Annotated in this window: 25 protein-coding genes; 17 read left to right on the top strand and 8 right to left on the bottom strand. The window is 47.0% G+C overall.

The window, feature by feature from the left end; all coding sequences use genetic code 11:
• The first annotated feature begins 327 nt into the window (after positions 1–327).
• The 3 genes from C6W44_RS12705 to C6W44_RS12695 all read left to right on the top strand — a co-directional run bounded on the left by C6W44_RS12705 (position 328) and on the right by C6W44_RS12695 (position 4,561).
• Positions 328–2,373, top strand: coding sequence for a BCCT family transporter (locus C6W44_RS12705; protein ID WP_105246160.1), 2,046 nt, complete (start codon positions 328–330; stop codon positions 2,371–2,373).
• Between the two features lie 130 nt (positions 2,374–2,503).
• Entirely contained in the window at positions 2,504–3,550 is a 1,047-nt protein-coding gene (gene dusB, locus C6W44_RS12700) for a tRNA dihydrouridine synthase DusB (protein WP_227526445.1), read from the top strand.
• A gap of 123 nt (positions 3,551–3,673) precedes the next feature.
• Positions 3,674–4,561, top strand: coding sequence for an SDR family NAD(P)-dependent oxidoreductase (locus tag C6W44_RS12695; RefSeq protein WP_105246158.1), 888 nt, complete (start codon positions 3,674–3,676; stop codon positions 4,559–4,561).
• A gap of 55 nt (positions 4,562–4,616) precedes the next feature.
• On the opposite strand, the gene C6W44_RS12690 is transcribed toward C6W44_RS12695, so the two are convergent.
• From C6W44_RS12690 to lipB, 4 genes are all read right to left on the bottom strand, one after another.
• Entirely contained in the window at positions 4,617–5,078 is a 462-nt protein-coding gene (locus C6W44_RS12690; protein ID WP_227526444.1) for a hypothetical protein, read from the bottom strand.
• A 98-nt stretch (positions 5,079–5,176) separates the two neighbouring features.
• A complete protein-coding gene (locus C6W44_RS12685) occupies positions 5,177–5,650 on the bottom strand; it encodes a hypothetical protein (protein ID WP_105246154.1) in 474 nt (157 codons plus the stop codon).
• A gap of 175 nt (positions 5,651–5,825) precedes the next feature.
• Positions 5,826–6,356, bottom strand: a complete 531-nt coding sequence (locus C6W44_RS12680; protein ID WP_105246152.1) for an inorganic diphosphatase — start codon at positions 6,354–6,356, stop codon at positions 5,826–5,828.
• 197 nt (positions 6,357–6,553) lie between these two features.
• Positions 6,554–7,402, bottom strand: coding sequence for a lipoyl(octanoyl) transferase LipB (lipB, locus tag C6W44_RS12675; protein ID WP_105246150.1), 849 nt, complete (start codon positions 7,400–7,402; stop codon positions 6,554–6,556).
• 629 nt (positions 7,403–8,031) lie between these two features.
• Here lipB and C6W44_RS12670 point away from each other — a divergent pair.
• The gene (locus C6W44_RS12670) at positions 8,032–9,486 is read left to right on the top strand and encodes a coniferyl aldehyde dehydrogenase (protein ID WP_105246148.1); all 1,455 of its coding nucleotides are present in this window, start codon (positions 8,032–8,034) and stop codon (positions 9,484–9,486) included.
• Positions 9,487–9,724: 238 nt separating this feature from the next.
• On the opposite strand, the gene C6W44_RS12665 is transcribed toward C6W44_RS12670, so the two are convergent.
• A complete protein-coding gene (locus tag C6W44_RS12665; protein WP_227526443.1) occupies positions 9,725–10,327 on the bottom strand; it encodes a hypothetical protein in 603 nt (200 codons plus the stop codon).
• A gap of 785 nt (positions 10,328–11,112) precedes the next feature.
• Between C6W44_RS12665 and C6W44_RS12655 the strand changes: the two genes are divergently transcribed.
• From C6W44_RS12655 to pncB, 3 genes are all read left to right on the top strand, one after another.
• A complete protein-coding gene (locus C6W44_RS12655) occupies positions 11,113–11,724 on the top strand; it encodes an IS607 family transposase (protein WP_105246141.1) in 612 nt (203 codons plus the stop codon).
• Positions 11,721–12,875: an RNA-guided endonuclease InsQ/TnpB family protein gene (locus C6W44_RS12650; protein ID WP_093071385.1), complete on the top strand. Its 1,155-nt coding sequence runs from the start codon at positions 11,721–11,723 to the stop codon at positions 12,873–12,875. The genes C6W44_RS12655 and C6W44_RS12650 overlap by 4 nt, the downstream gene beginning before the upstream one ends.
• 370 nt (positions 12,876–13,245) lie before the next feature.
• The gene (gene pncB / locus C6W44_RS12645) at positions 13,246–14,469 is read left to right on the top strand and encodes a nicotinate phosphoribosyltransferase (RefSeq protein WP_105246139.1); all 1,224 of its coding nucleotides are present in this window, start codon (positions 13,246–13,248) and stop codon (positions 14,467–14,469) included.
• Positions 14,470–14,479: 10 nt separating this feature from the next.
• On the opposite strand, the gene xseB is transcribed toward pncB, so the two are convergent.
• The 3 genes from xseB to C6W44_RS12630 form a co-directional block, all read right to left on the bottom strand.
• Positions 14,480–14,737, bottom strand: coding sequence for an exodeoxyribonuclease VII small subunit (gene xseB / locus C6W44_RS12640; RefSeq protein ID WP_105246137.1), 258 nt, complete (start codon positions 14,735–14,737; stop codon positions 14,480–14,482).
• Positions 14,738–14,797: 60 nt separating this feature from the next.
• On the bottom strand, positions 14,798–16,360 hold the full coding sequence (xseA, locus tag C6W44_RS12635; protein WP_105246135.1) for an exodeoxyribonuclease VII large subunit: 1,563 nt from the start codon (positions 16,358–16,360) through the stop codon (positions 14,798–14,800).
• A gap of 344 nt (positions 16,361–16,704) precedes the next feature.
• Complete coding sequence (locus tag C6W44_RS12630) at positions 16,705–17,073, bottom strand: hypothetical protein (RefSeq protein WP_105246131.1); 369 nt, start codon at positions 17,071–17,073, stop codon at positions 16,705–16,707.
• 257 nt (positions 17,074–17,330) lie between these two features.
• Between C6W44_RS12630 and C6W44_RS12625 the strand changes: the two genes are divergently transcribed.
• The 10 genes from C6W44_RS12625 to C6W44_RS12580 all read left to right on the top strand — a co-directional run bounded on the left by C6W44_RS12625 (position 17,331) and on the right by C6W44_RS12580 (position 26,253).
• The gene (locus C6W44_RS12625; protein WP_105246129.1) at positions 17,331–17,987 is read left to right on the top strand and encodes an alpha/beta hydrolase; all 657 of its coding nucleotides are present in this window, start codon (positions 17,331–17,333) and stop codon (positions 17,985–17,987) included.
• 101 nt (positions 17,988–18,088) lie between these two features.
• Entirely contained in the window at positions 18,089–19,189 is a 1,101-nt protein-coding gene (gene zapE, locus C6W44_RS12620) for a cell division protein ZapE (protein ID WP_105246127.1), read from the top strand.
• Between the two features lie 242 nt (positions 19,190–19,431).
• Positions 19,432–20,016 (top strand): nitroreductase family protein, encoded by a 585-nt coding sequence (locus C6W44_RS12615; RefSeq protein WP_227526490.1) that lies wholly within the window; start codon positions 19,432–19,434, stop codon positions 20,014–20,016.
• 116 nt (positions 20,017–20,132) lie between these two features.
• Positions 20,133–21,425 carry an NAD(P)H-dependent glycerol-3-phosphate dehydrogenase gene (locus C6W44_RS12610; protein WP_100749446.1) on the top strand — a complete coding sequence of 431 codons (1,293 nt, stop codon included), beginning with the start codon at positions 20,133–20,135 and terminating at the stop codon, positions 21,423–21,425.
• Positions 21,426–21,499: 74 nt separating this feature from the next.
• Complete coding sequence (locus tag C6W44_RS12605; RefSeq protein ID WP_105246122.1) at positions 21,500–21,958, top strand: SixA phosphatase family protein; 459 nt, start codon at positions 21,500–21,502, stop codon at positions 21,956–21,958.
• 116 nt (positions 21,959–22,074) lie between these two features.
• Positions 22,075–23,310: a type II secretion system protein GspL gene (gspL, locus tag C6W44_RS12600; protein WP_105246121.1), complete on the top strand. Its 1,236-nt coding sequence runs from the start codon at positions 22,075–22,077 to the stop codon at positions 23,308–23,310.
• 44 nt (positions 23,311–23,354) lie between these two features.
• A complete protein-coding gene (gene gspM / locus C6W44_RS12595) occupies positions 23,355–23,930 on the top strand; it encodes a type II secretion system protein GspM (protein WP_105246119.1) in 576 nt (191 codons plus the stop codon).
• A 152-nt stretch (positions 23,931–24,082) separates the two neighbouring features.
• On the top strand, positions 24,083–24,541 hold the full coding sequence (locus C6W44_RS12590) for a DUF4870 family protein (RefSeq protein WP_227526442.1): 459 nt from the start codon (positions 24,083–24,085) through the stop codon (positions 24,539–24,541).
• A gap of 119 nt (positions 24,542–24,660) precedes the next feature.
• On the top strand, positions 24,661–25,695 hold the full coding sequence (locus C6W44_RS12585; RefSeq protein ID WP_075102088.1) for a quinone-dependent dihydroorotate dehydrogenase: 1,035 nt from the start codon (positions 24,661–24,663) through the stop codon (positions 25,693–25,695).
• Between the two features lie 60 nt (positions 25,696–25,755).
• Positions 25,756–26,253, top strand: coding sequence for a CvpA family protein (locus C6W44_RS12580; RefSeq protein WP_105246117.1), 498 nt, complete (start codon positions 25,756–25,758; stop codon positions 26,251–26,253).
• Positions 26,254–26,518 lie beyond the last annotated feature (265 nt).

The raw sequence follows: 26,518 nt of genomic DNA, 5'->3' as shown, positions 1-26,518 counted from the left end.
TTTTATATATTAAAGGCGGCTAACAAGCTGCCTTTTTTGCTTGGTAATAGTCATGTAACAATCGTTAAAGTAGTGTTACAAGGACAGAGATTGTCTGGGGTTTTTCAAAAGAGTGTGATAAATATCATAATGGCTGACTGTTGGTTAAGCAGTTTCGTCTTTAGAACCCATGCATCAAACCAGTGCCTATAAGCAGACAATGTCAGAAGTCAGAAGTCAGAAGTCAAAAATGTAGTATCAAACATTTATCAGACAGACATTTTATGCAAAAAATATTTTAACAAGCACGGTTGATCGGTTTTGTCACTTTTTGAGGATATCACTTCTATGAGTAAATTACCTCGCTCCACTATTTTGTTGCCAGTTTTTGTCCCAGCGGCGGCCATCATGCTGCTATTGGTGATTGGCACTGCTATCAATCCAGAGGCGGCCGGTGAGCTGTTTAGTACCGTTCTGGCATTTACCACCGAGACGTTCGGCTGGTTTTATATGCTGGCAGTTGCCATATTTTTGATGTTTGTCATCGTGTTGGCGTTTTCGCCTTATGGCAGCATCAAGTTAGGCCCTGACCATGCAGAAGCTGAATATCAGTTTCTCGAATGGTTTGCTATGCTGTTTTCGGCAGGTTACGGCATTGCCTTGCTCTTTTATGGTGTCGCCGAGCCGGTCTTACATTTTGCCAGTCCACCACTCTCAGAGCCGCAGACGATTGAGGCGGCCAAGGAGGCGATGCAGATTGCCTATTTTCATTGGGGGTTTCATATTTGGGCGATATACGGCGTCGTGGGGTTGTCATTGGCGTATTTTTCCTTTCGGCACGGCTTACCGCTGTCGGTGCGCTCCACCCTCTATCCCTTAATCGGTGACAAAATCCATGGGCCTATCGGACATACGGTGGATGTGTTTGCGATTTTGGGTACCATGTTTGGTATCGCCACCAGTTTAGGTCTGTCTGTGGCTCAGATTAATGCAGGCTTGAATTACTTATTACCCGATATGATTCCAGTGAGCACCACCGTACAAGTCATCATCATTGCGCTGGTGACCACCGCAGCACTGGTGTCTGTACTGGCTGGGATGGATAAGGGCGTCAAACGCCTGTCTATCTTAAACATGGTGCTGGCCACGGCTTTGATGCTGTTTGTGTTTGTGGTTGGGCCGTCGATATTTATCCTAAATGCCTTTATGGAAAATACAGGCAGTTATTTGGGCAATATCGTTGAGCGCACCTTTAGCCTACAAGCTTATCAATCGAGTGATTGGATCGGTAGCTGGACGCTATTTATCTTTGCATGGACGATCGCGTGGGCGCCTTTTGTCGGACTATTTATCGCCAAAATCAGTCGCGGCCGTACCATTCGTGAGTTTGTGCTGGGCGTGATGCTTGTCCCAACGCTGTTTACCTTCTTTTGGTTTTCGGTATTTGGGGATACCGCGCTGCATATGATTATGGTCGATGGTTATGAGGCGCTGATCGGCGAGGTACAAAACAACCAAGCCATTGCTTTATTTAAGTTGCTAGAAAACTTACCCTTTACTCAAATTGTCTCGTCATTGACCGTCCTACTGATTATTACTTTTTTTGTGACGTCATCGGACTCAGGGTCATTGGTCATCGACTCGCTCGCCGCTGGTGGTCGTAGTGATACGCCGTGGTGGCAGCGCTCATTTTGGGTAGTTACAGAAGGTGCTGTAGCAGCGGTGCTGCTGATCGCAGGTGGCCTAAGCGCCCTGCAGACAGCGGCTATCGTCAGTGCCTTGCCTTTTGCAGTGATTATCTTAATTTCGACATTTGGTATGTGGCGTGCGCTACGTATCGAGGGGCATCGTAATCAAAGTCTGGCCACTGACAACCATCTACCACCGCATCTGCTCAAATTAGACGCATGGCGTGATCGTATTGATTATATTACCAATCAGCCAACGCGCGAAAAGGTGCTCGGCTATATCAAGGGCACGGTGATGTCATCGATGCAGGAGGTTGCAGAAAAATTTGCCGAGACAGGCTGGTTGCCTGAGGTTAACTATGATGAGGTAAACAATCGAGCGGTACTAGAGCTAAGACGCGGTGATAATGTCGAGTTTTGGTACGAGGTGCGCCTATCAGAGCATGAGGTTCCTGACTATTATACTGAAGATATGGCAGGTAATCTGCCCCAAGAGCACCATCACCGTGCCGAGGTCTATCTGCGCCGCGGTGGCCAAACCTATGACTTATATGGTTATCAGCCAGAGTCGGTAATCAACGATATCATCGATCAGTTTGAAAAATATCTGTATTTCGTCAATGTCTCGCCCGATATTTTGCCTTGGCGTATGCAGGAACACGATGATGATATTACCCTAGAGCAGGGTAGTGTGTTTGATAAGTAAGCGAGCGCATTGCTTATTTGGAAGGCGTATTGGAGGTCATAGCGGTAAAGGATTGACGTGAATGGCTTGCAATATGCGTACGAACCCTTAGAATAACGGCTTGTTTTCTATGCAAATCAAGCCGTTTTTTATGTCTATAAATACTTCTGCGAATCCTGTGATGGCTGATTCTTCAGCACCAGTTGCCGCTCAGCATCCCTTATTACAGCCGCTTGATATCGGTGGTCTGAGTATCGAAAACCGTTTGATGGTAGCACCTATGGCCGGCGTGACGGATAACCCTTTTCGTAGACTGTGCAAATCTTTTGGCGCAGGGCATGCTGTCAGTGAGATGATCATCGCCGATACCGCGCTTTATGCTAGCAAAAAGTCTTTGTACCGTGCCAATTTCGATGGTGAGATTGCGCCCATCTCGGCACAAATAGCAGGGGCTGAGCCTGATAAATTGGCTGAAGCGGCGCGTTATCAGATTGACAATGGCGCGCAGATTATTGATATCAATATGGGCTGTCCTGCCAAAAAAGTCTGCCGTAAGCTGGCAGGCTCAGCCTTGCTGCAAGACGAAGATTTGGTGGCGCGTCTGCTCGATGCGGCAGTAGGTGCAGTCGATGCTCCCGTCACCCTAAAGACGCGACTGGGTTATGAAAATGGCCGCGAAAATATCTTGCGAGTGGCACGCCGTGCTGAGCAAGCTGGTATCGCAGCGATTGCGATTCATGGGCGGACGCGTGAGGACATGTATACAGGTACGGCGCGTTATGAGCTGATACGCGAAGTCAAAGACAGTATCGGTATCCCTGTCATTGCCAATGGCGATATCGATAGCCCTGAAAAAGCCCAATATGTCTACGAGATGACAGGCTGTGATGCCGTGATGATAGGGCGCGCCGCTCAAGGTCAGCCGTGGCTGTTTCGTGATATTGGTCATTTTTTGCGGACAGGTGAGCGGCTACCAGCACCAAGTGTTCGCGAGATTAAAGAGATTGTGCTCGCGCATCTACAAGAGCTGTATGATTTTTATGGCGAATACTCAGGCTGCCGTATTGCGCGTAAGCATATTGCGTGGTACACCACGGGCATCCCAAATTCTAATGCCTTTCGTCAAGCGATGTATGGCGAAGAGAGTACCGCAGGACAGTTTCGTGTGGTCGAGAATTTTCTGTGTACGCATCAGTAGTCACTAGGGCGGGTAAATAAAAATAATCATCAATCGCGATGTTTGTACTGACGATTTATTCACCTCAGGCCATATTTTTTGCTATCCTACAAAAGAACATAAAACAAACAAAAAGGACTTTTTATGGCCAACCCTTCAAAAAAAGCAATCGCCAAAGCGGTTAAAGGTAAGCATATCATAATCACGGGTGCCTCAAGTGGTATCGGCGAGCGTACTGCTTTTTTGCTCAGTGAGTGCGGCGCTCATGTGATTTTGTTGGCACGTACCAAAGACAAGCTAAAAATTGTCGCGGACAATATCGAAACACTCGGTGGCAGGGCCAGTTATTATCCATGTGATTTGACCGATATGGATGATATCGAAGACGTCAGCAAACGGATTCTTGCTGATTTTGGTCATGTCGATGTGTTGGTCAATAATGCGGGGCGCTCGATTCGCCGTTCAGTGCATGAATCTGTCAACCGTTTTCATGACTTTGAGCGCACAATGGATGTCAATTACTTTGGTGCGGTAAAGATTGTTTTGGGACTACTTCCGACGATGATTGGCAGAAAGAAGGGGCAAATTGTCAATATCTCCTCCATTGGCGTACTGGCAAACAGTCCGCGTTTTGCCGCTTATGTTGCCTCAAAATCAGCGCTTGATGCGTTTAGTCGCTGTCTGGCAGCAGAGGTCAAAGGCGATAATATCAAAGTCACCAACATTTTTATGCCACTGGTGCGCACGCCGATGATTGCACCGACCAAGCTATATCGTTATATGCCAGCATTGATGCCTGATGAGGCGGCGATGATGGTAGCCAAAGCGATCGTCCATAAACCAAACAGTATCGCCAGCAACATGGGTAGATTTGCGTCTGCAAGCTACTCGTTGGTACCTGCATTTAACGTGGGGGTACAGTCTATTGGTTATCGTATCTTCCCGAGCTCGACGGCTGCCCAGACGACCGATAGTAAGCCGAATTTAGCGCAGCGTATTTTTGCAAAAATACTGCCTGGTGAGCATCACTAGTATAAGCGCTCAGTAGGGAGTGCAGAAAGGCTCCCTACAGAGGCTTGATCCTTACTTATTGCACCCCATCTGCGGATGCCTTATCTAAGTTGGGGTTGTTTTCATTGACCGTCACCGTATCATCAGCTTTTTGGTCATTTTCTACACTGCCACTGCTAGAATAGTAGGCTGTACCTCCCGCACCTTCCTCATCTTCTGTAGAGTTAGGAGTAGGAGCCTGGTCTTTCTCTTCGCTCGCTGTTTGCACAGGCGTCATTTCGCTAGATTCTATATTATTATTGTTATCATCTGGCTTTTGGGTCTCATTGCTGCAAGCACCAAGACCCAAGAGACTCACCCAACATACTATCCATAATTTATTTTTAAGCGATTTTTCCGCTATAGATGTTTTCATTTTAATATCCTTATTGCCGTTAAGATCAAACCTTGCGTAAAATTCATCCCAGTCCTGCGGTATCGTTTTTATACTGAACTCACTATAACAAGCCAAAATACCAGACAGTTTTTTTGTTTTCACGGGGCTGAAGGTAAGAATTTGTTAGCGTTTGTACTACCACGTATTTTGTTAAGCGCAGCTGGTAAAGGATATATCCCAATAAAACCCGCGATCTCGCCTTAACCAAACACTCGCCATAATATCCAAAACAATCCTGCCATAATCACCACAATCAGCAATAAACGTTTTGTCCAATATGGCATTAAGGGTTTTTTGTATCCCAAGTTATTTAGCTGGCTATCAACCCCTTGTTGTAGGTCTTTAAAACTTTGAGTCTGCTTGGTGGTTTTGACGCGTGTTTTGATCAGTTTGCCAGATTCTAGCTCTTCTTTTGTTTCTTGCTCTCGATCAAAGCTAATGGCATGATTAGAGATGCCTTGTTTGTTTGCGATGGTATTGAGTTTTTGTTGCTGCTTTACTTTTAACGCGGTTTCATAAGCGTCTATTCGCACCTTGGCTTCATCCATACTGATATTTTCATCTTGCGCCAATGTCTTGATGGCCATGACGAGGTTGTTTTTTTCAACCATCATGATCACATCTTTTGGCAGTTTTGGATTGACTGGCTTTGAGCTTGGGTCGGGGTTAAACATGGTGTTCCTTATTGTCGATAAGCATATAGCTTGTAAGCATGAGTTATTATAACCATTTTAACCAAGCACCATTCAAGCGGTGAGCGGCATTTGAGCAGTGGATAAACAAAAAAATACCGCCATCATTGTTATGACAGCGGTATATCGCAGTGAGATTATCTGGGTCTAAGGCGGCTTATAGGTCTTTCCAGCGCTGGATAGACTCTTTGATAACTTCTTTGGCTTCAGCCACGTCGCCCCATGATTCAACCACAGTGGTGCCCGCTTTTTTCAGGTCTTTATAGTGGCTGAAGTGGAACTGTAGCTGGTTGATCAGCTGTTTAGGTAGGTCTTCTAAGCTGTTGTATGCATTGCCGGTATCACGGTCATCCGCTGGTACGACGACGATTTTGTCATCGACTTCGCCATCATCCACAAACTTCATCACGCCGATGACTTTGGCTTTTAAGAAAACACCAGTCGGCAGTGGCTGCTCTGTGATGATCAGCGCATCCAACTCGTCGCCATCTTCGTCTAGCGTTTGCGGGATAAAGCCGTAGTTACAAGGCTTGGCAAAGATTTGTGGATCGATACGATCCAGCTCAAACACGGCCAATTCGCGGTTCCATTCGATTTTATGGCTGCTACCGGTAGGGATTTCTACTACCACGTTGATGATGCCGCCGTCTACGTCGCCTGCGTCCAAAATTTTATTAAAATCTGCCATAAAATACTCCGATTTGCTTTTGTTTTAAATGTCTAAATACAATAAGAAAAGCTCAAAGGTTGAGCTGAGCTGTCATATAGGTGTGACAGCTGTCTGTACCGCCAGCGATTATAGCAAGTTTGCGACAATTTTTCTCAAAATATTTAAGTCTAAGCGTGCAAGATATTATGCAAAAAAAGACTCAAAGGCCACAAGCTTTAGCGACTTGGTTTGGGCGCCAACGCGCGCAGTGCTATCTGTCCTGCATGGCGCTGAGCGATATTGTCGATGAGTTTTTGTGTGACGCTCTCATAGCTCAAGGATTCGCGGGCTTGCCCTGCGCTTTGTGTCTTTAGGGAGGATGCCATGTTGATAAAATCAGCCAGCCTAAGCATTTGCATGCCAGCATAGCCACATGGGTTGATGGCATTAAACGCGGATAAATCACAAGTTAAATTAATAGCGATACCGTGGTAACTAAAACCATGCTTAATCTTAAAGCCTAATGACGCCATTTTACCTAACATGATGGACGATGGCTGGATCTCAGTCGATACAATGCCTTGATCGGTAGGGCTGTCGTCATGCTCTGCGCTGGTATCGGCATAGAGATAGACGCCTGGCGCATCGCGGCGCGCTTGGGCACGAATGCGCGTATCACCAGCTGTATGGCTTTGTAAGCAGTCATTGATCACATCTTCGATGGCTTGCTCAGCGTGTGAGACTAAATTGCGCACACTCCAGCCCAAGCTCTCTAAATCAAATAACCAATACAGCACCAATTGCCCATGACCATGCCAAGTCACTTGACCACCGCGATCGGTTTTGATAACTGGGGTGTCTGTACGCTGCAAAATGTGCTCTTCTTTACCCGCTTGTCCTAAGGTATAGACATCATTGTGATCGACGATCCACAGCTCATCGGGCGTGCGCTGCTGTTTGGTTTTTTTTAACTCAATACGTGTCAGCGTGCGCGCGAGCATCGCATCCAAGGTAGGGACATAATCGGCCGCGGACAAAGACTTACTGATCAGCGTGTCACTCAGGGGTTGTATGGCGTTTTGCATGGCAGTCACAACGTATGGTAGATATATAGAATTGGCAAAAGGTATGAAGGCAAGGGCGTGTCCTCTTCAATAGATAGCCATCTAAATGAGTTAAAAATGGCTAAATTTCACCAAACAGTATCAAATAGCTAATGAATATCTCGATATTATCTGGGCTATTTTCGTTGTTTGATTAGGACGTGTTGAATATTCAACACGCCCTACAGTGTTTGGCGGCAATTCATCTCATTTTTATTGCCATTTTTAAAATGAGGACACGTCCAAGTAGGTCAGTTGCCTAAAGTGTAGCAGTTTTTGGCAGTGTCGCCCAAACTTATCTGCTTATTAGATACCGCCCAAATAAAAATTTGGAAATTAAAAAGTTTGGCCGCGGCGTAAGCGATGACTTTTGCTCTATTAAAAAACGCACTAGTCAGTTTAAAATGCTATTCATTGCTCAGTCGATGCGCTACATTAAAGTGCCCGTCGGAGTGTCTAAAAGCGTAAGGGATACAATTTTACGACTGTTTTTTATGACGGATTTTGGTTGGGTCTGCTAAAAACGAAGACAGGCAGGATGTGCGCTAAAAATACAGCGCCGCTCGCCCAAAAAAGTATATCAGTCCCAACGCATATAACAAGGAAGAGACATGACAGACAATACCCAAAATATCAATGAGCATATGCCGCACCAAGCCTCTAGTATCGCACAAACCGCCGAAGAGATGCGAGCGCAATTTGAGCATCTACAAGCGCTGAGCCGTACGCAGCCGATAAACGACTGGGCCACGCGTGAGACGCAGCTGGATAACCTTGAGATGATGCTCAGCGACAACCAAGCCAGCTTTGCCAGTGCCATCAGCGCTGACTTTGGCTATCGTAGTGAGTCTGAGACGCAGTTTGCTGAGTTGTTCCCGAGTTTTACAGGGATTAGTCATGCCAAAAAACACGGCAAAAAATGGATGAAGCCTCAGCGTGCGCCGATCTCGACACTGTATATGCCAGCCCACAACGAAATCCAGCCGCAGCCGTTAGGGGTGGTCGGCATCATGGTGCCTTGGAACTATCCGCTGTTTTTGGCCGTAGGCCCGATGATAGATGCGCTCGCTGCTGGCAATAGAATCATGATTAAAATGAGTGAGGCGGCACCAAAGTTTGCGCAGACGTTCGCCGATGCTGTGGCTCGTTATTTTTCCTCCGACATGATATGTGTGGTGCTGGGAGAAGTCGATATCGCGGTGGCTTTTAGTGAGCTGCCGTTTGATCATCTGCTGTATACTGGCTCGACAGCAGTCGGCAAAAAAGTCATGGCCGCCGCCGCCCCCAATCTGACGCCAGTGACGTTAGAGCTGGGTGGTAAGTCGCCGGTGATCGTCTTGGATGATGCCAATTTGGAATCGGCGGTCAATCGCGTGATGATGGGCAAGACACTAAATGCTGGTCAAACCTGTATCGCCCCTGATTATGTGCTGATTCCCCGTCGTTATCATGAGTCATTTATCCAAGCGGCAAAAGACTGGATGGATAAGCACTATCCTGATATTGAGCACAATCCTGACTACTCGCGCATCATCAATGGCGCGCAGTTTGAGCGCGTAAAAGGCTATTTGAACGCGCTACCAAGCGAGCAGGTGTATGCGCTGACCTCGATTGAGGCCAACAGCGAAACACGCCTGATGCCGCCTGTGATCGTTCGGGAGCCTGCGTTAGACAGTGAGGTCATGGACAATGAGATTTTTGCGCCGATTTTGCCTTTGATACACTACGAAACGCTAGATGATGCCATTCACTTGGTCAATTCGCGCCCGCGTCCGCTGGCTTTGTATGTATTTGGCGAACATCAAGGCGATATAGAGCAAGTGCGTAATCGTACGGTTTCAGGTGGTCTGTGTGTCAACGAGGTCCTCATGCACGTGGCGCAGCACGACTTACCCTTTGGCGGCGTTGGTGATTCGGGCACCGGTGCTTATCATGGTAAGGCAGGATTTGAGCGTCTTAGTCACATGAAGCCTGTGTTTGTACAGGCCAAGCTCAACGGCATGAATTTACTACTACCGCCTTATGGTGGACTGTTTAAAAAAGCCATGGCTCTATTTTTAAAGTAGCACTCAAACACAGTTGCCTTGTAAGTCACTGTGTCCGATATAATCATGCTCAGTGTAGCCATGCCTAATATAGCCTTATGGCGACACGTTTTAAGCATACTTATGCATCTACCTAGGTAGGTGCTTTTTTTTGGCCAAATAGCGGTAGGCCGCGCATGGGTGGTGAACAATAAGCAGGTGTAATGGACAAAATTCATGCTAAAAAGTAGAAGGTAGTCGCTAATGGACATAATTCATGCTATTTGAGTGACTTTGACCCTAAAAAGTCTTTAATAAACTGTAACTTACGCTGCTCACTTAGACCGTGATGACTGTGTAATTGTCGCTTTAACTCACTGAATAACCCTTCAAGAGAATTGGTGGTATTTGGTATATCTAAATGCCCATATTCTTGATAAGTGAATAGCCAATCGCTATTGGTTCTGAGGCTGCGATAAGCACTTCTAAGACGCTTATGCGTGTACCACGTTCTACTGTTATCGTCATTGGTACTACGCTCATTAAGATAGTCTTCATGAGTTAACAACCAATAATCTAAGTGCTCTATGAAGTCAGCTTTATCAAGCTTAGTTAAGTCTAAAGTGAGCCGTCTAAGCTCGATACTGGCACTGTTCTTAGGTCGACGAGTGAGATAGCGAGTTACTATTTGTACCTGATGGAACTGGCACATCTGGCAAGGGGTGTAGGTAAATAACGTACGCAGTCCTCGTCTACCATCACAGGTAATGCTTTGTACATCAACGCCTAACGATGCTAGATGATCAATTTCTTGCTTGTAGGCACTGTTGGTTTCATGACTGACTATCGCGTAGTAAAGAACGGCTTTAGTGGTATTGTCCATAAAAACCATTAAACCGAACTTACGACCGAAGTAAGTGGTATCCATGATGATGTTAGCAGTATTCGGTCGTTTAACTTGATACTGGGTACTGACTTTGTCTAAGCGTCTTTGAATGGTTTTAAGACTACAGCTATACTTGTCAGCCAGTTGTTTGTAGGTCTGTTTCCCTTGGGTGTATTCGGTCCAAAGGGTCTGGTTATTGAGTCTTTTTCCACCTAAAAACTGCCGTCTGCAAGCGAGACATTGATACTGCTGTTTGCCAAGCTTGCGTCCATTCTTCTTGGTGTGTTTATCACGACAAAAAGGGCAGTTTTTTGATTCATGGCGTTGATTCCTTGCAAATATAGACAGTATATAGCGTTAGACCATACGCCAGCATGAAAAATGTCCATTACACCAATAAGCATTTGTCATCTCTGTGAGAAGTCGCTACACTTTGTAGTACCTCTAAACAACGGCAACCTATCATTTAAACCAATCGCTCATGCGTGCTACTGACGCAAGAGATTCGTTCATACTTACGTGTAGGTATAGGCGAGCGGCACCCATCATCAATAGGACTGAGCATGCGCCAATGGATTGCGTTAAGTTTACTCTGTATGAGTACATTACTCCTGCCCGTGGCAGCCTCGGCGGCCTGCCAATCATCTGTCAAATTTGGCGCGCTGACATGGGAGAGTGGTCAGTTTATCTCTAGGGTTGCAAACAGTTAAATAAAACATATACAAACCTACCTATTTATTACTATAATAGATAGATTATATCTATAATATAGAGAGCAAGTTATGGGGAAACTGGTTAGTATTGGGGAGGCTGCCAAACATTTCGGGGTTGCTCAATCCACATTAAGACGTTGGGATGAGGATGGTACGTTAGTCGCCAAGCGAACCGAAAACGGACATAGGCGATATGATTTAAGTGAAATCAGACCGCATTCCTTGAATACACCACCTAAATTAGACCGAAAAACCATTGCTTATGCTCGTGTGTCGAGTCGTGATCAAAAAGACGACTTACTTCTCCAGTCTCAAGTTTTGGAACTTTATTGTGCCAGGCAAGGCTGGACTTTTGAGACGATTACCGATCTTGGTAGTGGAATGGATTATAAAAAGAAAGGCTTAAAAAACCTGCTTGATGACATACTGAGCAATAAAGTTGAACGGCTGGTAATTACCCATAAAGACAGGCTTTTACGATTTGGTGCAGAACTGGTTTTCATGTTGTGTGAGGCTCGTGACGTTGAAGTGGTAATAATCAATCAAGGTGAAGAGTTGAGTTTTGAGCAAGAATTAGCCCAAGATGTATTGGAGATTATCACCGTATTTTCAGCGAGGCTATACGGCTCTCGCAGCAAGAAAAACCAACAATTAATAGAGGCGGTTAAAAAAGCATTATGATCCGTGGACACATTATCGAACTCAAGCCAAACAACGTACAGGCAAATCACCTTGCTCGTGCTTGTGGCGTGGCGAGAAAAGCCTACAACTGGGCTTTGCATGAGTGGCAGCGGCAGTATGCGCTTGACAAAGCGTACCGTGATGCGTGTTTGGCCGCAGGCGTTGAGGTTGATACTAAAAATCTAAACAAGCCCTCACAGGCGAAGCTCAGACGCGAATTGAACGCCATTAAGCGTGAATTATTCCCCTATATGCTGGAAGTGACCAAATGCGCTCCGCAGGCGGCAATCATGCAGTTGGGTGATGCTTATAACAACTTCTTTAAAGGCTTAGCGAAATACCCAACCGCTCGTAAAAAAGGCCGTGACGATAGATTCAGTTTATCCAACGACCAATTTGCCATTAAAGGTAAATCCATTCGTATCCCAAACTTGGGCTGGGTTCGCTTAAAAGAAGCTTTACGTTTTGACGGCAAGATCATGTCAGCCACCATCTCTAAACGTGGCGGTAAGTGGTTTGTTAGTGTGGCTGTTGAAATACAAAAAGCTGTAATTCCTACTAAAAAGACAGGTAAAAGCGTTGGTGTTGATCTTGGTATTACCGACTTACTGGTTTTATCAGACGGCACTAAAATTAAAGCGCCAAAACCACTTCAAGCAAACCTTAAAAAACTAAGAACGCTAAACAAAGCGCTCAGTCGCACTAAAAAAGGCAGTAAAAACAGAGAAAAAGCGAAAACCAAGCTCTCTCGTTTGCACTATAAGATCAGGTGTATTAGGCAAGATTCTCTCCATCAAATCACAACAAGTCTGGTTAATGAGTTCGATGTGATTGCGATTGAGGATTTGAATGTCAAAGGTATGGTTAAGAACAGGCGGCTATCAAGAGCTATCAGTGACTTGGGTTTCTTTGAGTTTAAGCGACAGCTTATCTACAAAGCCACTGAGCAAGGCAAGGTTGTGAAATCAGTCGGACCCTTCTACCCAAGCTCAAAAACCTGTTCAAACTGCAATCATATCCTTGGTAAAGATGAGCTAACATTGAAAATGCGTGAGTGGTTGTGCCCTAACTGTCAGGTTTCTCATGACCGTGACCTCAACGCCAGCATCAATATTTTAAATAACGCGACTGTTATTTTAACAGCTGCATAATCCTGTTTATTGGACGGTGAGTTCCATCGCCAATTAAAAAAGTCTGTGGAGTCGTGGTCAGTCTAAATCTCAAATGAGAAATAGCGCGTGACAATGAAGCAGAAAGAAAACGTTAAACCTATCTAATAGTCAATACTGGCTAGGTTTGAGTAAGATTTTTGGAGCGGCACGCCTTAATAAAAGTACCAAGAAAGCAGGAACTCTGAAAAAAGCAGCAAATTTCGTTATACTTGACGACTGACGACTGATGAATGCGCGCTGCAAACGTGCTGTTTGTGCGCCATATCTGGTTATTTATCATATTATATACTGTGTCGCTTTGAGTATTAGGTGACGTTATTTTTTATTTTTGTGTTTTTAAGGCCATAGTATGACCGTTACCTATGCACCTATTATTACCTCGTTACTTGATAACGATTTGTACAAATTCACCATGCTCCAAGCCATGCTGCATCAGTTTCCACAGACGCATGGGGTTTATCGCTTTCGTTGCCGCAATAATAAGGATACTGTCTATCCCTTAGCCGATATCAAAGACGCTCTAGAGCAGCAACTAGATAGTCTGTGCGAGTTACGGTTTTCGGAAGATGAATTAGAATATCTGCGCGGTTTGCGCTTTATTCGTTCAGACTTCGTCGATTATCTCGAGCTGTTTAAGCTCAAGCGCCGTTTTATCACTGTCAGCACCGATGAAAAAGACAGACTGTGCATCGATATCGAAGGACCGATGATACAGGCAATGTTTTTTGAAGTGTTTGTTTTGGCCATTGTCAATGAATTGTATTTTAGTGCCTTATCAGACGCTCAAGTCTTGGCAGAAGGCCAGCGCCGGCTAGACGCCAAAGTTGAGCTACTGCATCATTATGCAGCCGAACAAAGCAGCTATAGCCCCGATACACCGCCTTTTATCGTGGCTGATTTTGGTACGCGTCGCCGCTTTAGCAAATCTTGGCAAGCGCATGTGGTGGAGATCCTACACAAGGCTGCCCCAAAGATAGTTGGCGGCACCTCAAACGTTTATCTAGCAAAAAAACTGGGAATGACGCCGATCGGTACGATGGCGCACGAGTTTATGCAGGCATTTCAGGCATTGGATGTGCGTTTGCGCGATTCACAAAAAGCGGCGCTGGAAGCGTGGGTCCATGAGTATCGCGGCGACTTAGGAATCGCGCTGACAGATGTCGTCGGTATGGATGCGTTTTTGCGTGATTTTGACTTGTATTTTGCCAAGCTGTTTGATGGCTTGCGTCACGACAGCGGCGACCCCTATGTGTGGGGTGACAAGGCCATCGCGCATTATAAAAAGCTCAAGATAAACCCTAAGACTAAGATTTTGACTTTTAGTGATGGTTTGGATTTGGACAAAGCGTGGGAGCTGCATCAGTATTTTAAAGACCGTATCAAAACCAGCTTTGGCATCGGCACCAACTTGACCAATGACATGGGCATCACCCCAATCAATATCGTGCTAAAGCTGGTCGAGTGTAACGGTCAGCCTGTGGCAAAATTGTCTGACAGCCCAGGCAAGACCATGATTAATAATGACACCTATCTTGCCTATCTTCGCCAAGTGTTTGAGGTGGATACGCCATAATAAAGCGCCACTAGCGGTTGCTGTTTTGATCACTACTCTCTGTGCGACCTTCTTCAGCAAACGCCGCATCTAGCGCTTGCTGTACGGCATTGATGCGGGTTTCGCAGACACGATACGCCGCGATTGACTCTTCGACCGTGGTCATAAGGTTGTCGATATCGGGTTCATCTTGCTGCTGTAGCTGCTCGGCATTGGTTTTTAAAATATCGTAAGCCGCCTTAAAGGTTTTTGGGGCGGCTTTTTTGCGTCGGCGAGTCGGGGTAGTCATAAGGTTTTCCTAAGCTCTGGTAATGGTTTTGGTAGATAATAGGGTTTAAGTAATTAGTTTTTAAACGTTGTTGTCTGATTCGGTTAGCGTATTAGCAGATTCTGTCCTCTTGTGATTGTCTTTAATCTCAACAATCTGTGCCTGTGCTTTACCATCTTTTAAGACGATATGAATGTTTTGCTCAGGATAAAGCTGCGTGCTGCTGGTCAGAATGTGTTTGTCTTTGGCATCAGTGAGCATGGTATAGCCTTGCTTGAGCACACGAGAAGGACGGTGTAACAGGACAATGTCACGCAGATGCTCGCTGTTACGCTGCGCTTGTATGACGCGCAGCTGGGCGGTTTGTATCACTGTTTTTTGGTAGTTTTGACTATAAGTAGAAGCGGCTGCTAATTGCTGATAAGCCAAGGATTGAGTCTGCGCGCGCAGATTGCTGGTGAGTCTGGCGGCTTGCTTAACTTGGCGCTGGGCGCTTTGCTGAATGCTACGCCACGCATAATCACTGTCTTTTCGCAGTGCGGTCAGCTGACCGATGGTGTGCGATTGGATATGGCTCAATTGTCGTGACGTTTTTTGCTCAGCCATCGTGAGCTGCTGTGTGGCCGCTTGTTTGATTTGTGCTTGGTATTGCAGCGTTTGGGTAATGAGCTGAGCCAGATGACTGATAATCGCTGCGATGACTTTTGATGGCGTATCAAAGCTAGTATGCGCCACCTCATCTAGAATGACTTTATCCCGCTCATGACCGATGCCGACCCACACAGGAATAGGCTGCTCAGCCACCAATGCTGCCAGCTCATAGTCATTTAAGTAAGCCAAATCGCCCACCGCACCGCCGCCGCGGATAATTACTAATAAATCTGGCAAACGCTTATAGGTATCTTGGAATTGCTGCTGAGCGCTGACGATGGCTTGACGAATCTCGCTTGGCGCATGATTACCCTGAAAGGTGGCATGATGGTAATGAAACTGACAAGCACCGGTACTGGCTAAGCGGTCTGCATCGGCCTGAAAGTCGCCCAATCCTGCGGCTTTTTCGGGGGCGATGACCAGCACATGCTCGATATCAAACGGTGTCGGTAGCTGCTGATTGAGGTGCAGGAGTCCTTCGCCCGTTAAGCGGTCGACCATCTCAGCATACTGCCGCGCCAAATCGCCTAACGTGTAGCTTGGATCGATATCCTCGATCGTGAGCGAAAAGCCATACTGCGCATGAAAACCTGCCGATACTTTGAGCAGTACAGTCAGATCGCGCTCAAGCGGCATGCCCGTTGCGCGCTCAAACTTCGCCAAAACGCGGGCGGCCTTAAAGCGCCAGAGGTTGCCGCGGCAGCTGGCCACGACCTTACCATCGTCATCTTTTTCGGCCAACTCAAAATAATAATGCCCACCTTTGCTCGATAAGTTGCGAATCTCAGCCTTCACCCACACGCGATGGTTAAAGGTTTCTTTTACCACCATCTCTACCGCCGACAAGTAGTCACTTAAACGCAGCACCGTGTCTTCTAAACTGACTTCTAGGCTGTTTTCTTGCTCAGCAAGCTCAGCTTCTAACGTCGCCAAGTCTTTGGCAGGGGCTAGGACTTTGGCTTGTTTGATATTTGAGAGATTGGGTTTGCGCATAATAGGAGACCAAAGCCGACTAAGACATAAAAGTATAAAGTGGGACAGAAAGGTATGAAATGGTTGCTATCAAAACCAAAGAGATCATATTGTAAAAAGCAATGCGGCAAAAAACGCGGCAAAAAAACAACCGACCCTATCAATCAGAGAGCAAGGCAAGTTGACAATCCGCGAAATAGCGCTGCGTGTATCGCTTGAGGTTTTGAGCTGATGATAGTTTACCTCAAAAGCGCAGTCACAAAAAGAGAAGCCAACCGATCTGCTGCATAAATGCTGTGACAAACAGAAGGGCTGGCGAGTGGCTAGCGGCTGTGTTTACGCACCATCACGTTATTGGCAGTGAATTATTGGCAGCGAAAGCTGATGGTGTATTCATAGTCGTCATCACGCGATAAATCTGGTGAACCGGTACCAAAGATACTACCGAGCACCGCGCCAGCTTGTCCAACCATACGGCCTGTGCGCTCATCCAAGATACCATTGTAGTTGACTGTGTCCTCAATGATAATTACTTGCTTGCTGCGGCACGTTTTTTGAGCGCTATCGATGGCGTTTTGTTGTGCTTTGACTTTTGTATCGGCGATACCCGTGGTTTCGTAGGTAGCGTTGGCGCGTTGAATGACCGGTGATGACGGGGTGCTTTGGCAGGCGCTCAAAGCAAGTGCGGCGGCCAATGTGGTACCAAAAGCGGCGGTTTTATTCATAGTAATCATAATGTATTCCTCAATTTAGATGTTGAGTATTGTAATGATAAATGGCACTGACGCTTTGCCAGTCACCACTACACAATCAGTATGAATCTAACCCATTCGGCGCTTTGGTGTCTAGGTAGTTATTGTGTGCGCTCTTACCGTTGTCTTACTTGTAGGCATTTAGGCAGTTACTAGGGTGTCTGTACAGCAAATCACTTGAAATATAAACCATATCTAGGATAATTGAGATATTCATTCTTAATTAAGTAAGTAATAATATGCACCTGATTCCTGCTCCTGCTGGCGTGCTCGAGGTCGATGCGCTCTGGCAACAAGACAACCCTAACGATCCCAATACCGATACGGTGGCGCTGCTTTGTCACCCCAACCCTTTGTTTGATGGGACGATGAATAACAAAGTGGTCACGACCATGTACCGCTTTGCCCGCGATAGTGGCATGCATGTGGTGCGGTTTAATTTTCGCGGTGTCGGTCAGTCCACAGGCGAGCATGATTATGCCGATGGCGAAGTCGTCGATGCGATGACCGTGCTACAATGGATCGCTGAGCAAACCGGCGCGCGCAAGCTGTGGTTGGGCGGTTTTTCCTTTGGCGGGTATGTCACCGCGCGCGTTGCCGAACAAGTGCTTGAGGCCTCACATATCTGGGACGTGAGCGATTTTGAGCTTATAAATATCGCGCTTATCGCGCCATCGGTAGAAAAAAACGACAGCAGTGATATCGACTTACCTGCTGATAAGACCTTTGAGATTTATGGTAATGCTGATGAGGTAATTGACCCTGCTAAGATGCAAGCATTTGCGGATCGTCTGGGTATCGCCGTCAGTGTGGTCGATGGGGCGGGGCACTTTTTTCATGGGCGTTTGTCTGAATTAAAAAAACTGCTTGAGCACCACAGTTTTTCTGGACGATAGCTAGGATCGATTGCTATGAGCGCCGCCTCAGCTATATACAATCGTAAAAATACAACCATTTGATTTTATTAAATAATTTTTATTAAACAATGAGTCGCATTATGAGTTTATCCCCGTTGCAACGCTACGAGCAAGCCATCAGCACAGGTGAGTTTACGCGAGATGAACAGCAATATCAGGCCATGAGCTACCTCGATGAGCTGTATCACCAGCTCAATGACAGCGTGCCACAAAAAAAGCGCTTTTTTAGCTTTTTGAAATCCAAGCCTGCTGCCCCAAAGGGTCTGTATATGTGGGGCGGGGTAGGCCGCGGTAAGACGTGGATGATGGACATGTTTTATGACTCATTGACCATCGAGCGCAAGATGCGGCAGCACTTTCATCATTTCATGCAGCGCGTGCACCAAGAGCTTAACGCGCTCCAAGGTCAAAGTGATCCACTCGAAAAAGTCGCTGATATTATTTACAAAGAAGCGGTGGTGATTTGTTTTGATGAGTTTTTTGTCTCCAACGTCTCTGATGCCATGATCTTAGGCGATTTGTTTACCATGCTGTTTAATCGTGGCGTGACGTTGGTCGCCACCTCCAATATCGAGCCAGCAGGTCTGTATAAAGATGGCCTGCACCGTGACCGGTTTTTGCCTGCGATCGCTGAGGTCGAGCACCATACTACGGTGATGAATATCGACTCAGGCATCGACTATCGTTTGCGGGTACTGCAGCAAGCTGAGCTGTATGAGTCGCCATTGACCAAGGCCAATCATCACTGGCTGGCCAACCGTTTTGCCAGCCTGTCTAACAACCAAAAAATCAGCAAAGAGCCCATCGTCATCAATGGCCGCTCGATTAAGGTCAACGCCCGTACCGAAGATATCTTGTTTTGTGACTTTAGACACTTGTGTATGGAGCCGCGCTCTGCTGCAGATTTTATCGAAATCGCCAAACAGTTTAGTACGGTGTTGGTCGATGTGGTGCCAGCCTTAGACGATGATTTACGTGATCCAACGCGGCGCTTTATTTATCTGGTCGATGAGTTTTATGATCGCCGTGTCAAGCTACTGGTGCGTGCTGAGCAGTCTATTCTTGAGCTCTATCAGGGAGAAAAACTGGCTTTTGAGATTGAACGTACACGTTCGCGTTTGCTTGAGATGCAATCAGAAGACTACCTGCGTACGGAGCATCGCACCGAAGAGGCTGCGTAGCGGCAATGGCTGTTAAGTACAGTAATAGCTGTTGAGGGCAAGGGTGTGTTAAAGGTATCACAAAGGCATGATATCAGTGTGCGCATGCAATGGTTTTTAGTCGTTTTGAGTAAAAATAGCTTCAAGGATTATCAAAGCTTGACGCAACCCGTCTGTGACCACAAAATAAATAAGGAGCGATAATGACTACCTCTGATAAAAATAATAAAAAGCAGTCTATACAAAGTATCGACACGGATGAGATGCCAGTCAATAGTGAAGCGATGATCGGCTGGATTGGCTCGAGGCGCAGCATGGGCAATCTAGACACGCCTGCACCTACCCGTGCTCAGATAGAAGCAGCAATCGCCTGTGCGGCCACAGCGCCTGACCACAAAACGCTGCAACCGTGGCGGTTTATCGTCACCGAAGGTGAGGCGCGTCGTCAGTTGGGCGCGGCATTGGTGAGCGCCGCAAAGGCACAGGCTGCACAACAAGGTGAAGTGCTGACCGAAAAAACCATCAAAAAAACTCATACCATGCCGCTACGTGCACCTGTTATCATAACGGTCGTGACCAACATGCAAGCACACAAAAAAGTGCCGCCTTTTGAGCAGCTGCTCAGCACAGGCGCCGCTGTCCAAAATATGCTACTGGCTCTAAAGGCACAAGGCTTTAGTACGGTATGGCGGACAGGCTTACTCTGTAATGAGCCTGCGGTCAAGGCATACTTTGGCGTGGGGGCAGATGATTATATTACGGCTTTTGTTTATACTGGCACCAGTCCTAAGGACGAGCCTACACGCAAGCCTATTGACATTGAACCGCTCATACGTTTTGAGTCATAAGGTTTACAGGCGCTTTGGTTTAGATGCCCACAATATACAATAAATACGGTCGGCATCTTGGTTTTTAATCACGATAATGCTACTTATAATAAGTCAGTCAACACGGATACCAGAACATGACTAGCCCTAACGACAGTAATAAAGACACCAATAACGAGCATAATGACACGGATAAGCAAAGCTCTGACAAACAAAACAGTCTGCTGGCAGGCATCATCGAGCGCGCCACCAAATCAGGTCTGGGCCGTAAAAAGCTCAATCCCAGTGCGGTAGAGTCTGCCGTTGCAAAAAACATGGCCAAAATCCATAGCAATCCGACCAAGCTACGTTTGGCGTTTTTGGGCGGCGGCAGTTTTGGTACTGCCATGGCAAACCTCGCGGCGCGGAATGGCTGTGATACCACGCTTTGGGTGCGCAATAAGCGCACTGTTAAGGCGATGGCAAAAACCCAAACCAATAAAAAATATTTGCCAGGACATAAGCTTGATGATCGCTTAAAATACAGTCATGACTTGGCCGCTGCAGTCAAAGACAAAGACATTGTTTTTATCGCGGTGCCTGGTTTGGCCTTTCGTGAGACACTAAAAAACATCGCGCCTTTTATCAGTGGGCAATCCATTGTTTCTTTGACCAAAGGTATGGAAAAAGACACGTTTGCCTTGATGAGTGACATCATCAAAGAAGAGTTGCCAGAGGTGAATTTTGGCGTGATGTCAGGGCCCAATCTGGCCATAGAAATCATGAAAAACATGCCCTCTGCTACGGTGATTGCGAGTGAGTCTGAGCCGCTGCGTCATGCGGTGCAAGCCGCGCTGCATAGTGCGTTTTTTCGGGTATTTGCCAGTGATGATGTCAAAGGCGTAGAGCTGGGCGGCGCGCTCAAAAACATTTATGCGATTGCTATGGGTATGGCGGCGGCCTATGAAGTCGGCGAAAACACCAAGGCCATGATATTGACTCGCGCTTTGGCTGAGATGAGCCGTTTCGGGGTCGAGGCGGGGGCCAACCCATTGACCTTCTTAGGCCTGTCAGGTGTTGGCGATTTATACGCAACCTGTAACTCAGAGCTCAGTCGCAACTTTCGTATCGGTAATATGCTTGGTCGTGGTATGAATATCGATGCAGCAGTCAAAAAGCTGGGTCAGACCGCGGAAGGGGTCAATACCATCCAGCAAGTGCACGAAAAAGCCACCCGCGAGGGCATCTATATGCCCATCACTCATGCCCTATACGCCGTCATTTATGAAGACAAGGCCGCCTTGGGTGTGGCTTTGCATCTGATGGAAGCTGGGTTTCGTAGCGATGTCGAGTTTGTGATGGCGCATGATCATAGCAATGCAGCGCTGACAGCACATATGAAAAGCTCAGCCAGCAAAACCGCTGACAAGGACAGTGATAAAGACAAATAATACGCCAAATAAAAAGCCGACTTGTTAAAAGCTCGCAGTAGATATGCAATGCTTAGGCGGTATTAAGGAAGCTTATGAAAATTATATTGGTACGTCATGGTCAAGCAGAGAACGACACGTGGCCAGACAGCGCGCGTCAACTGACAGATCTGGGTAGAGAGCAGGCGGCGCAAACGGCAGAGTTCGTGATGACGCGCTATCAGCCAGATCAATTTATCGTGAGTCCTTATGATAGAGCGCAGCAAACCTTGGCCGCGTTTCAAGCCTGTGCGCCAACGGTGCCCTTTGTCATACTAGATAACATTACGCCAGCAGATGATGCGCATCAAGCCTTGATCGACCTTGGTCATATTGAAGCCGAGTGCTTGGTTGTGGTGTGTCATATGTCAATCGTCGCTCACATCGCAGGGCTGCTGATAGGGGAGTATCCTGAGTCGTTTGCCTTGGCAGAAGCACGAGTGTTTGAGATGGACTTTGTGATGGCTGGCATGGCGCGGGAAACGGATCGCTTTGTACCGAAGCAGCCTTATTAGCTTGTTTGATGTGATACGTGTTTTGCCCGTGATTATGGTCGTCACCCAGTAGCAGTTGTCTACACAATAACGCCACCTACCTTTGATAAATGCTTTAATGATTAAGGACACGCTTAGTGATACATGTTTGGTTACGGGCGCAGCATAGCCCACTGGCTGTCTGGCATGAAGACCTTCAACACTGGCAAAGCGTTGAGGGGTGGCAGCAGCTACAAGAGCGGTATGGGAGTTATAAAGCTAATGGAAAAAATGCGGTCTGCCTGTACTTTCCATCCAGTCATGTATTGCAGGTAGATACTGAGCTAAATACTGCCCAGCTCAAGCAGCTGGGCAATAGTGGCAAGCAGTATTTGTTTGAAGAGATGTCCTTGACTCCTGTGGAGCAGTTGGCCGTTCGCCAGATCAGTCACGCTGAGCGTCATCAATTGTATGCCTTGGCGCAGAGCGATATCGACTCATGGCAACAAAGCGCGCAGTTGGCTGGCATGAGCCTTATCGCACTATTGCCTGATTTTTTGTTATTACCTGCGCCAACGGAGCAGGCCGGTCAGCAAATCACGCTTTATCAAGACGAGCAAACCACTTTGCTGCGCCAGTCTGTATGGCAGGGCATGGCGATCAGTTATTTACCGCTGATTTTTGAGCGTTTTCCGCACTTAAGCGAGGTGAGCCTTTTGCCGCCTATCGCCGCTATGGAGCAGCAAGACGAGCTGGACGCTCGGTCTGATTGGTTTGCCCACACCGCTGAACTTATCGCTGATCATCAACTGCTGCTAACGCCGTTATCTGCCTCCCCAGTACCACTTGAAAACCCTGAGCGCCATGCACTAAATTTCTTTGTAAAATCCGCAGATTCTCAGCTATCGCCGTATTTACGGGTGGCGATGATAGTGGCGTTGGCAGCGCTAGTGCTACAAATAGCAACCGATGGCGTGCAGTGGTATCAGTACCAGCAGGCAGCCACTGCGACCAAAGCTGAGATTGCAAATCAGTATAATTCTTGGTTTGCCAACGAGCCACTGAGCAGTCGCAACAAGCTACAAATACAGCTGCAACCAAAACTGCGCCATGACAGTCAAGCACAGGCGTCTCATATGGCGACACTGGCACGGCTATCACCCTTGATAAAGCAGTCTTCATTGCATGCGCAGGCTTTGGTGATGCAGCCCTCTGCGCTGAGTTTTACCTTGATTGCTCCTGATCGTGGTAGTCTTGACCAGTTTACCAGCACCTTGGTCGCCCAAGGCATCGATGCAAAGCTGGCTCAGGTTAATAGCACTGAGCAAGGGCAGTTCAGTGGTCAGATCACAGTAGCGGTCGCAGAGAGTGTGGACTTGCAAGCGGCCTCATAGTCTAAGTCTTTCTTACTTATCGCAAAATCAGCAAAAGGTAGAAAATGAAACGTTTACAGCGCCGTGCCAAGAGCCGCAACAGTATTGCTGAGCCGAGTAAGCCAATAAAGGACAATGCTTTATTGGAGCGTTTTAGTCATTACCGAAACACATTATCGTCGCGCTGGCATGCCTTGCCATCACGCGATCAGCTAGCGCTAACGGTACTGTCTGTGTTTTTATTGGTGTTTGTGGGCGGTTATGGTGGCTATAGTATGCATCAAGCAGCAACAGACAGTAAAAACGCCTATCAAGCGCAAGTGGCCGATTATTTTTGGCTGCGTGCTCAGGCAAGCAATATCGACAGTCAGGCGCTCACTGCATCTGCCGCTGCAGACGGCGCAGCGGCCATGCCACCTGCCAGCCGCATCAGTACGCTACTTGATCACTCAGGCATTGCCAACGCGCAAGTCGTCGCGGCGGGCGATGCGGTACAGCTCAGCTTTGATCATGCCAGTCAAGCGGTGGTAAGTGGCGCACTTGCCAAGCTGCAGCAGCAAGGTTGGCAGTTTACTCAGCTATCGATGCAACAAGATTTGACCAGTCAGCTGATACAAGTACAAGCGACCATCGCTCAGTGAGTCATCTATGAGCGTCAATCACGGCGCTCACGCTACAGAGTCATTAGCCACTGAATCATCTACGGCAGGCTATTGATAGATGCACCATTGAAAACCCCTTTGTTTGACACAATGAACTAAGTATCAGTCACTGTCAGATATGGATGCGTACAATGGCCAATTATCCTATAAATAACAATAACGATAGCAATCAGGCGAAGAATACTATGAATAGCGACAAACGCCGCTCCTTAATCACTTACAATCACATCACTTATCTGCTCTATGTGGTCAGTTATTTTACTGCAGGTCTGTTGTGGATTGTGCCGATCGTGATGAACTATGCTAAGCGTCATGATGCCGATGGCTCATGGCTTGCTACTCATTTTGATTGGCAAATCAAGACCTTTTGGTACAGTATTGTTTGGTTCGTCTTGGGCATTGTTATTATTGCCTTTGCGCTCGGTGGATTTGGGGTGAGTATGTTGACCGATAGTAGCAACAACATGGCCATCGGTTCGGTACTACTGGCAGGGGTTGGCTTGCTAATAATGCTGTTTACTTTTATTTGGCATCTCTACCGAATCATCAGAGGTTGGATTGCACTCACAGACAATCGCCCTGTGCCTTAATATAAAAATTTAGCCCATGAAACTTTGCTCTTATTTCTGTTAAGCTGATATAATCGCAGCGCTTGATCTTATTCGCACTTTTCATTCACCATAACTTTCGAGCAGGGTCTGCCACCATTATGTCTTATGCCTTACTTCGCCCTTTTTTGTTTAATATGGATCCTGAGCACGCCCATGAGATGACACTGTCTTTATTGGACAAAGCGCACAGAGCGCGTGTATTGGGGTTGGCCTATGGTCAGTTAATGCAGCCCACTGACTGTATGGGGTTGCAGTTTTCCAATCCTGTAGGATTGGCTGCTGGACTGGACAAAAACGGCGATTATATCGATGCGCTGGCGGAGCTGGGTTTTGGCTTTATTGAGGTCGGGACCGTCACGCCTCGAGCGCAGGCGGGCAATGAGAAACCCAGACTCTTTCGAATCAAACAAGCCGATGCGATTATCAATCGTATGGGGTTTAATAATCAGGGCGTTGATTATCTGATAGAAAACGTTAAGCGGTGTAAATACAAAGGCAATATCGGAATTAATATCGGCAAAAACGCCGACACCCCTGTAGAGCAGGCGGCCGATGACTATGTATACTGTCTTGAGCGTGTCTATCCGCATGCCTCTTATATTACGGTCAATATCTCCTCGCCCAACACCAAAAACTTACGCGATTTGCAAAGTGGGGAAGCACTGACGCAGCTGCTGCATACGATCAAAAACCGCCACAGTCAGTTGGCTAGCGAATATGGCTTTTATGTGCCATTGGTGCTAAAGGTCGCTCCAGATTTAGAGCCATTACAAGTTGACTATATATCGCAGCAATTAATAGACTTTGAGATTGACGGTCTAATCGCAACCAATACCACGCTGAGCCGAGTCGGGGTTGAGGATCTGCGAGATGGCGACCAAGCAGGCGGGCTATCAGGTCGTCCGGTGAGTCATACCAGTACCCAGATATTGCAGCAGTTCTCAGATCAGCTAGAGGGCAAGGTGGCACTGATTGGGGTTGGCGGTATCGATAGCGGTGCCAAAGCGGTCAAAAAAATCGAAGCAGGGGCCGATATGATACAGCTATATACTGGACTTATCTATCGTGGGCCTGGTCTGGTACAGTCTTGTATTCAGGCGATCGGCGGCTATTATGACGCCATGGAAAGCTAAAGCATGTCATCAGCGGCACTCTCTCACCATACAAATGATAAAACCAATGAGGCATAGGACATGAGTGGTTTGGATATCGTGATTGCTATCGTCGTCTTGGTTGGACTGTGGCGCGGCTTTCAGGTAGGGCTGATTAAGACAGCAGTGGGTTTGCTGGGCTGGTTTGTCGCCCTTATCGCCGCCACTCGGTTGGCAGGTTCGATTGCTCCGCAGCTGGTGGGTGTGGTACAAAACCCTGTTTTGCAGATGGCCATGGCGTTTTTATTGGTGGTGATTGTTATTTTGGCCATTATGCACTTGGTTGCTTTTGTCTTCTCCGGTGTCCTGCAGACGCTGCGTTTGGGTGTGTTGGATAAAATGGCAGGCGGCGTACTCGGTGCGGCAAAAAACGTACTGATGGTCTTGGTGGTGCTGAGTGTCAGCGCGCCTCTGCTGGTACAACTGCCGCAGTGGCAAACGTCCGTCCTCGCGCCAGAGCTATTGCCTTATGCACCGATGGGTAAAGCCTTGGTGTCAGACGTACTGGGCATGGCGTGGGATCAGGTCAATCAATCTTAAGCGCTCGATATCATCGGCCAATTTTGGTTAGACCAAATTTTATGACATTATCTTCGTATTTTTCCTTGATAAAAAATGATTTGATAGCAATTACAGCTCATAAACGGGCAATCGACATTCTAGAGTCGATGGCGGACGTTTTTGACAAATAACACATCAGTGTAGTAAGAGATATCATCAGGTAGATGGCAAGGCGATGCTGGCTGCTAAACAGGCCGCTCTACAGTCTCGTCGTCATTGTAGTACTAATGTATGGGTCAAAATA

Origin of the sequence: Psychrobacter sp. Marseille-P5312 (genome assembly GCF_900291405.1) — a bacterium.
Taxonomy (GTDB): domain Bacteria; phylum Pseudomonadota; class Gammaproteobacteria; order Pseudomonadales; family Moraxellaceae; genus Psychrobacter; species Psychrobacter celer.
The sequence above is the reverse complement of the archived record's forward strand: the minus strand, read 5'-3'. Positions and strand labels throughout refer to the sequence as shown.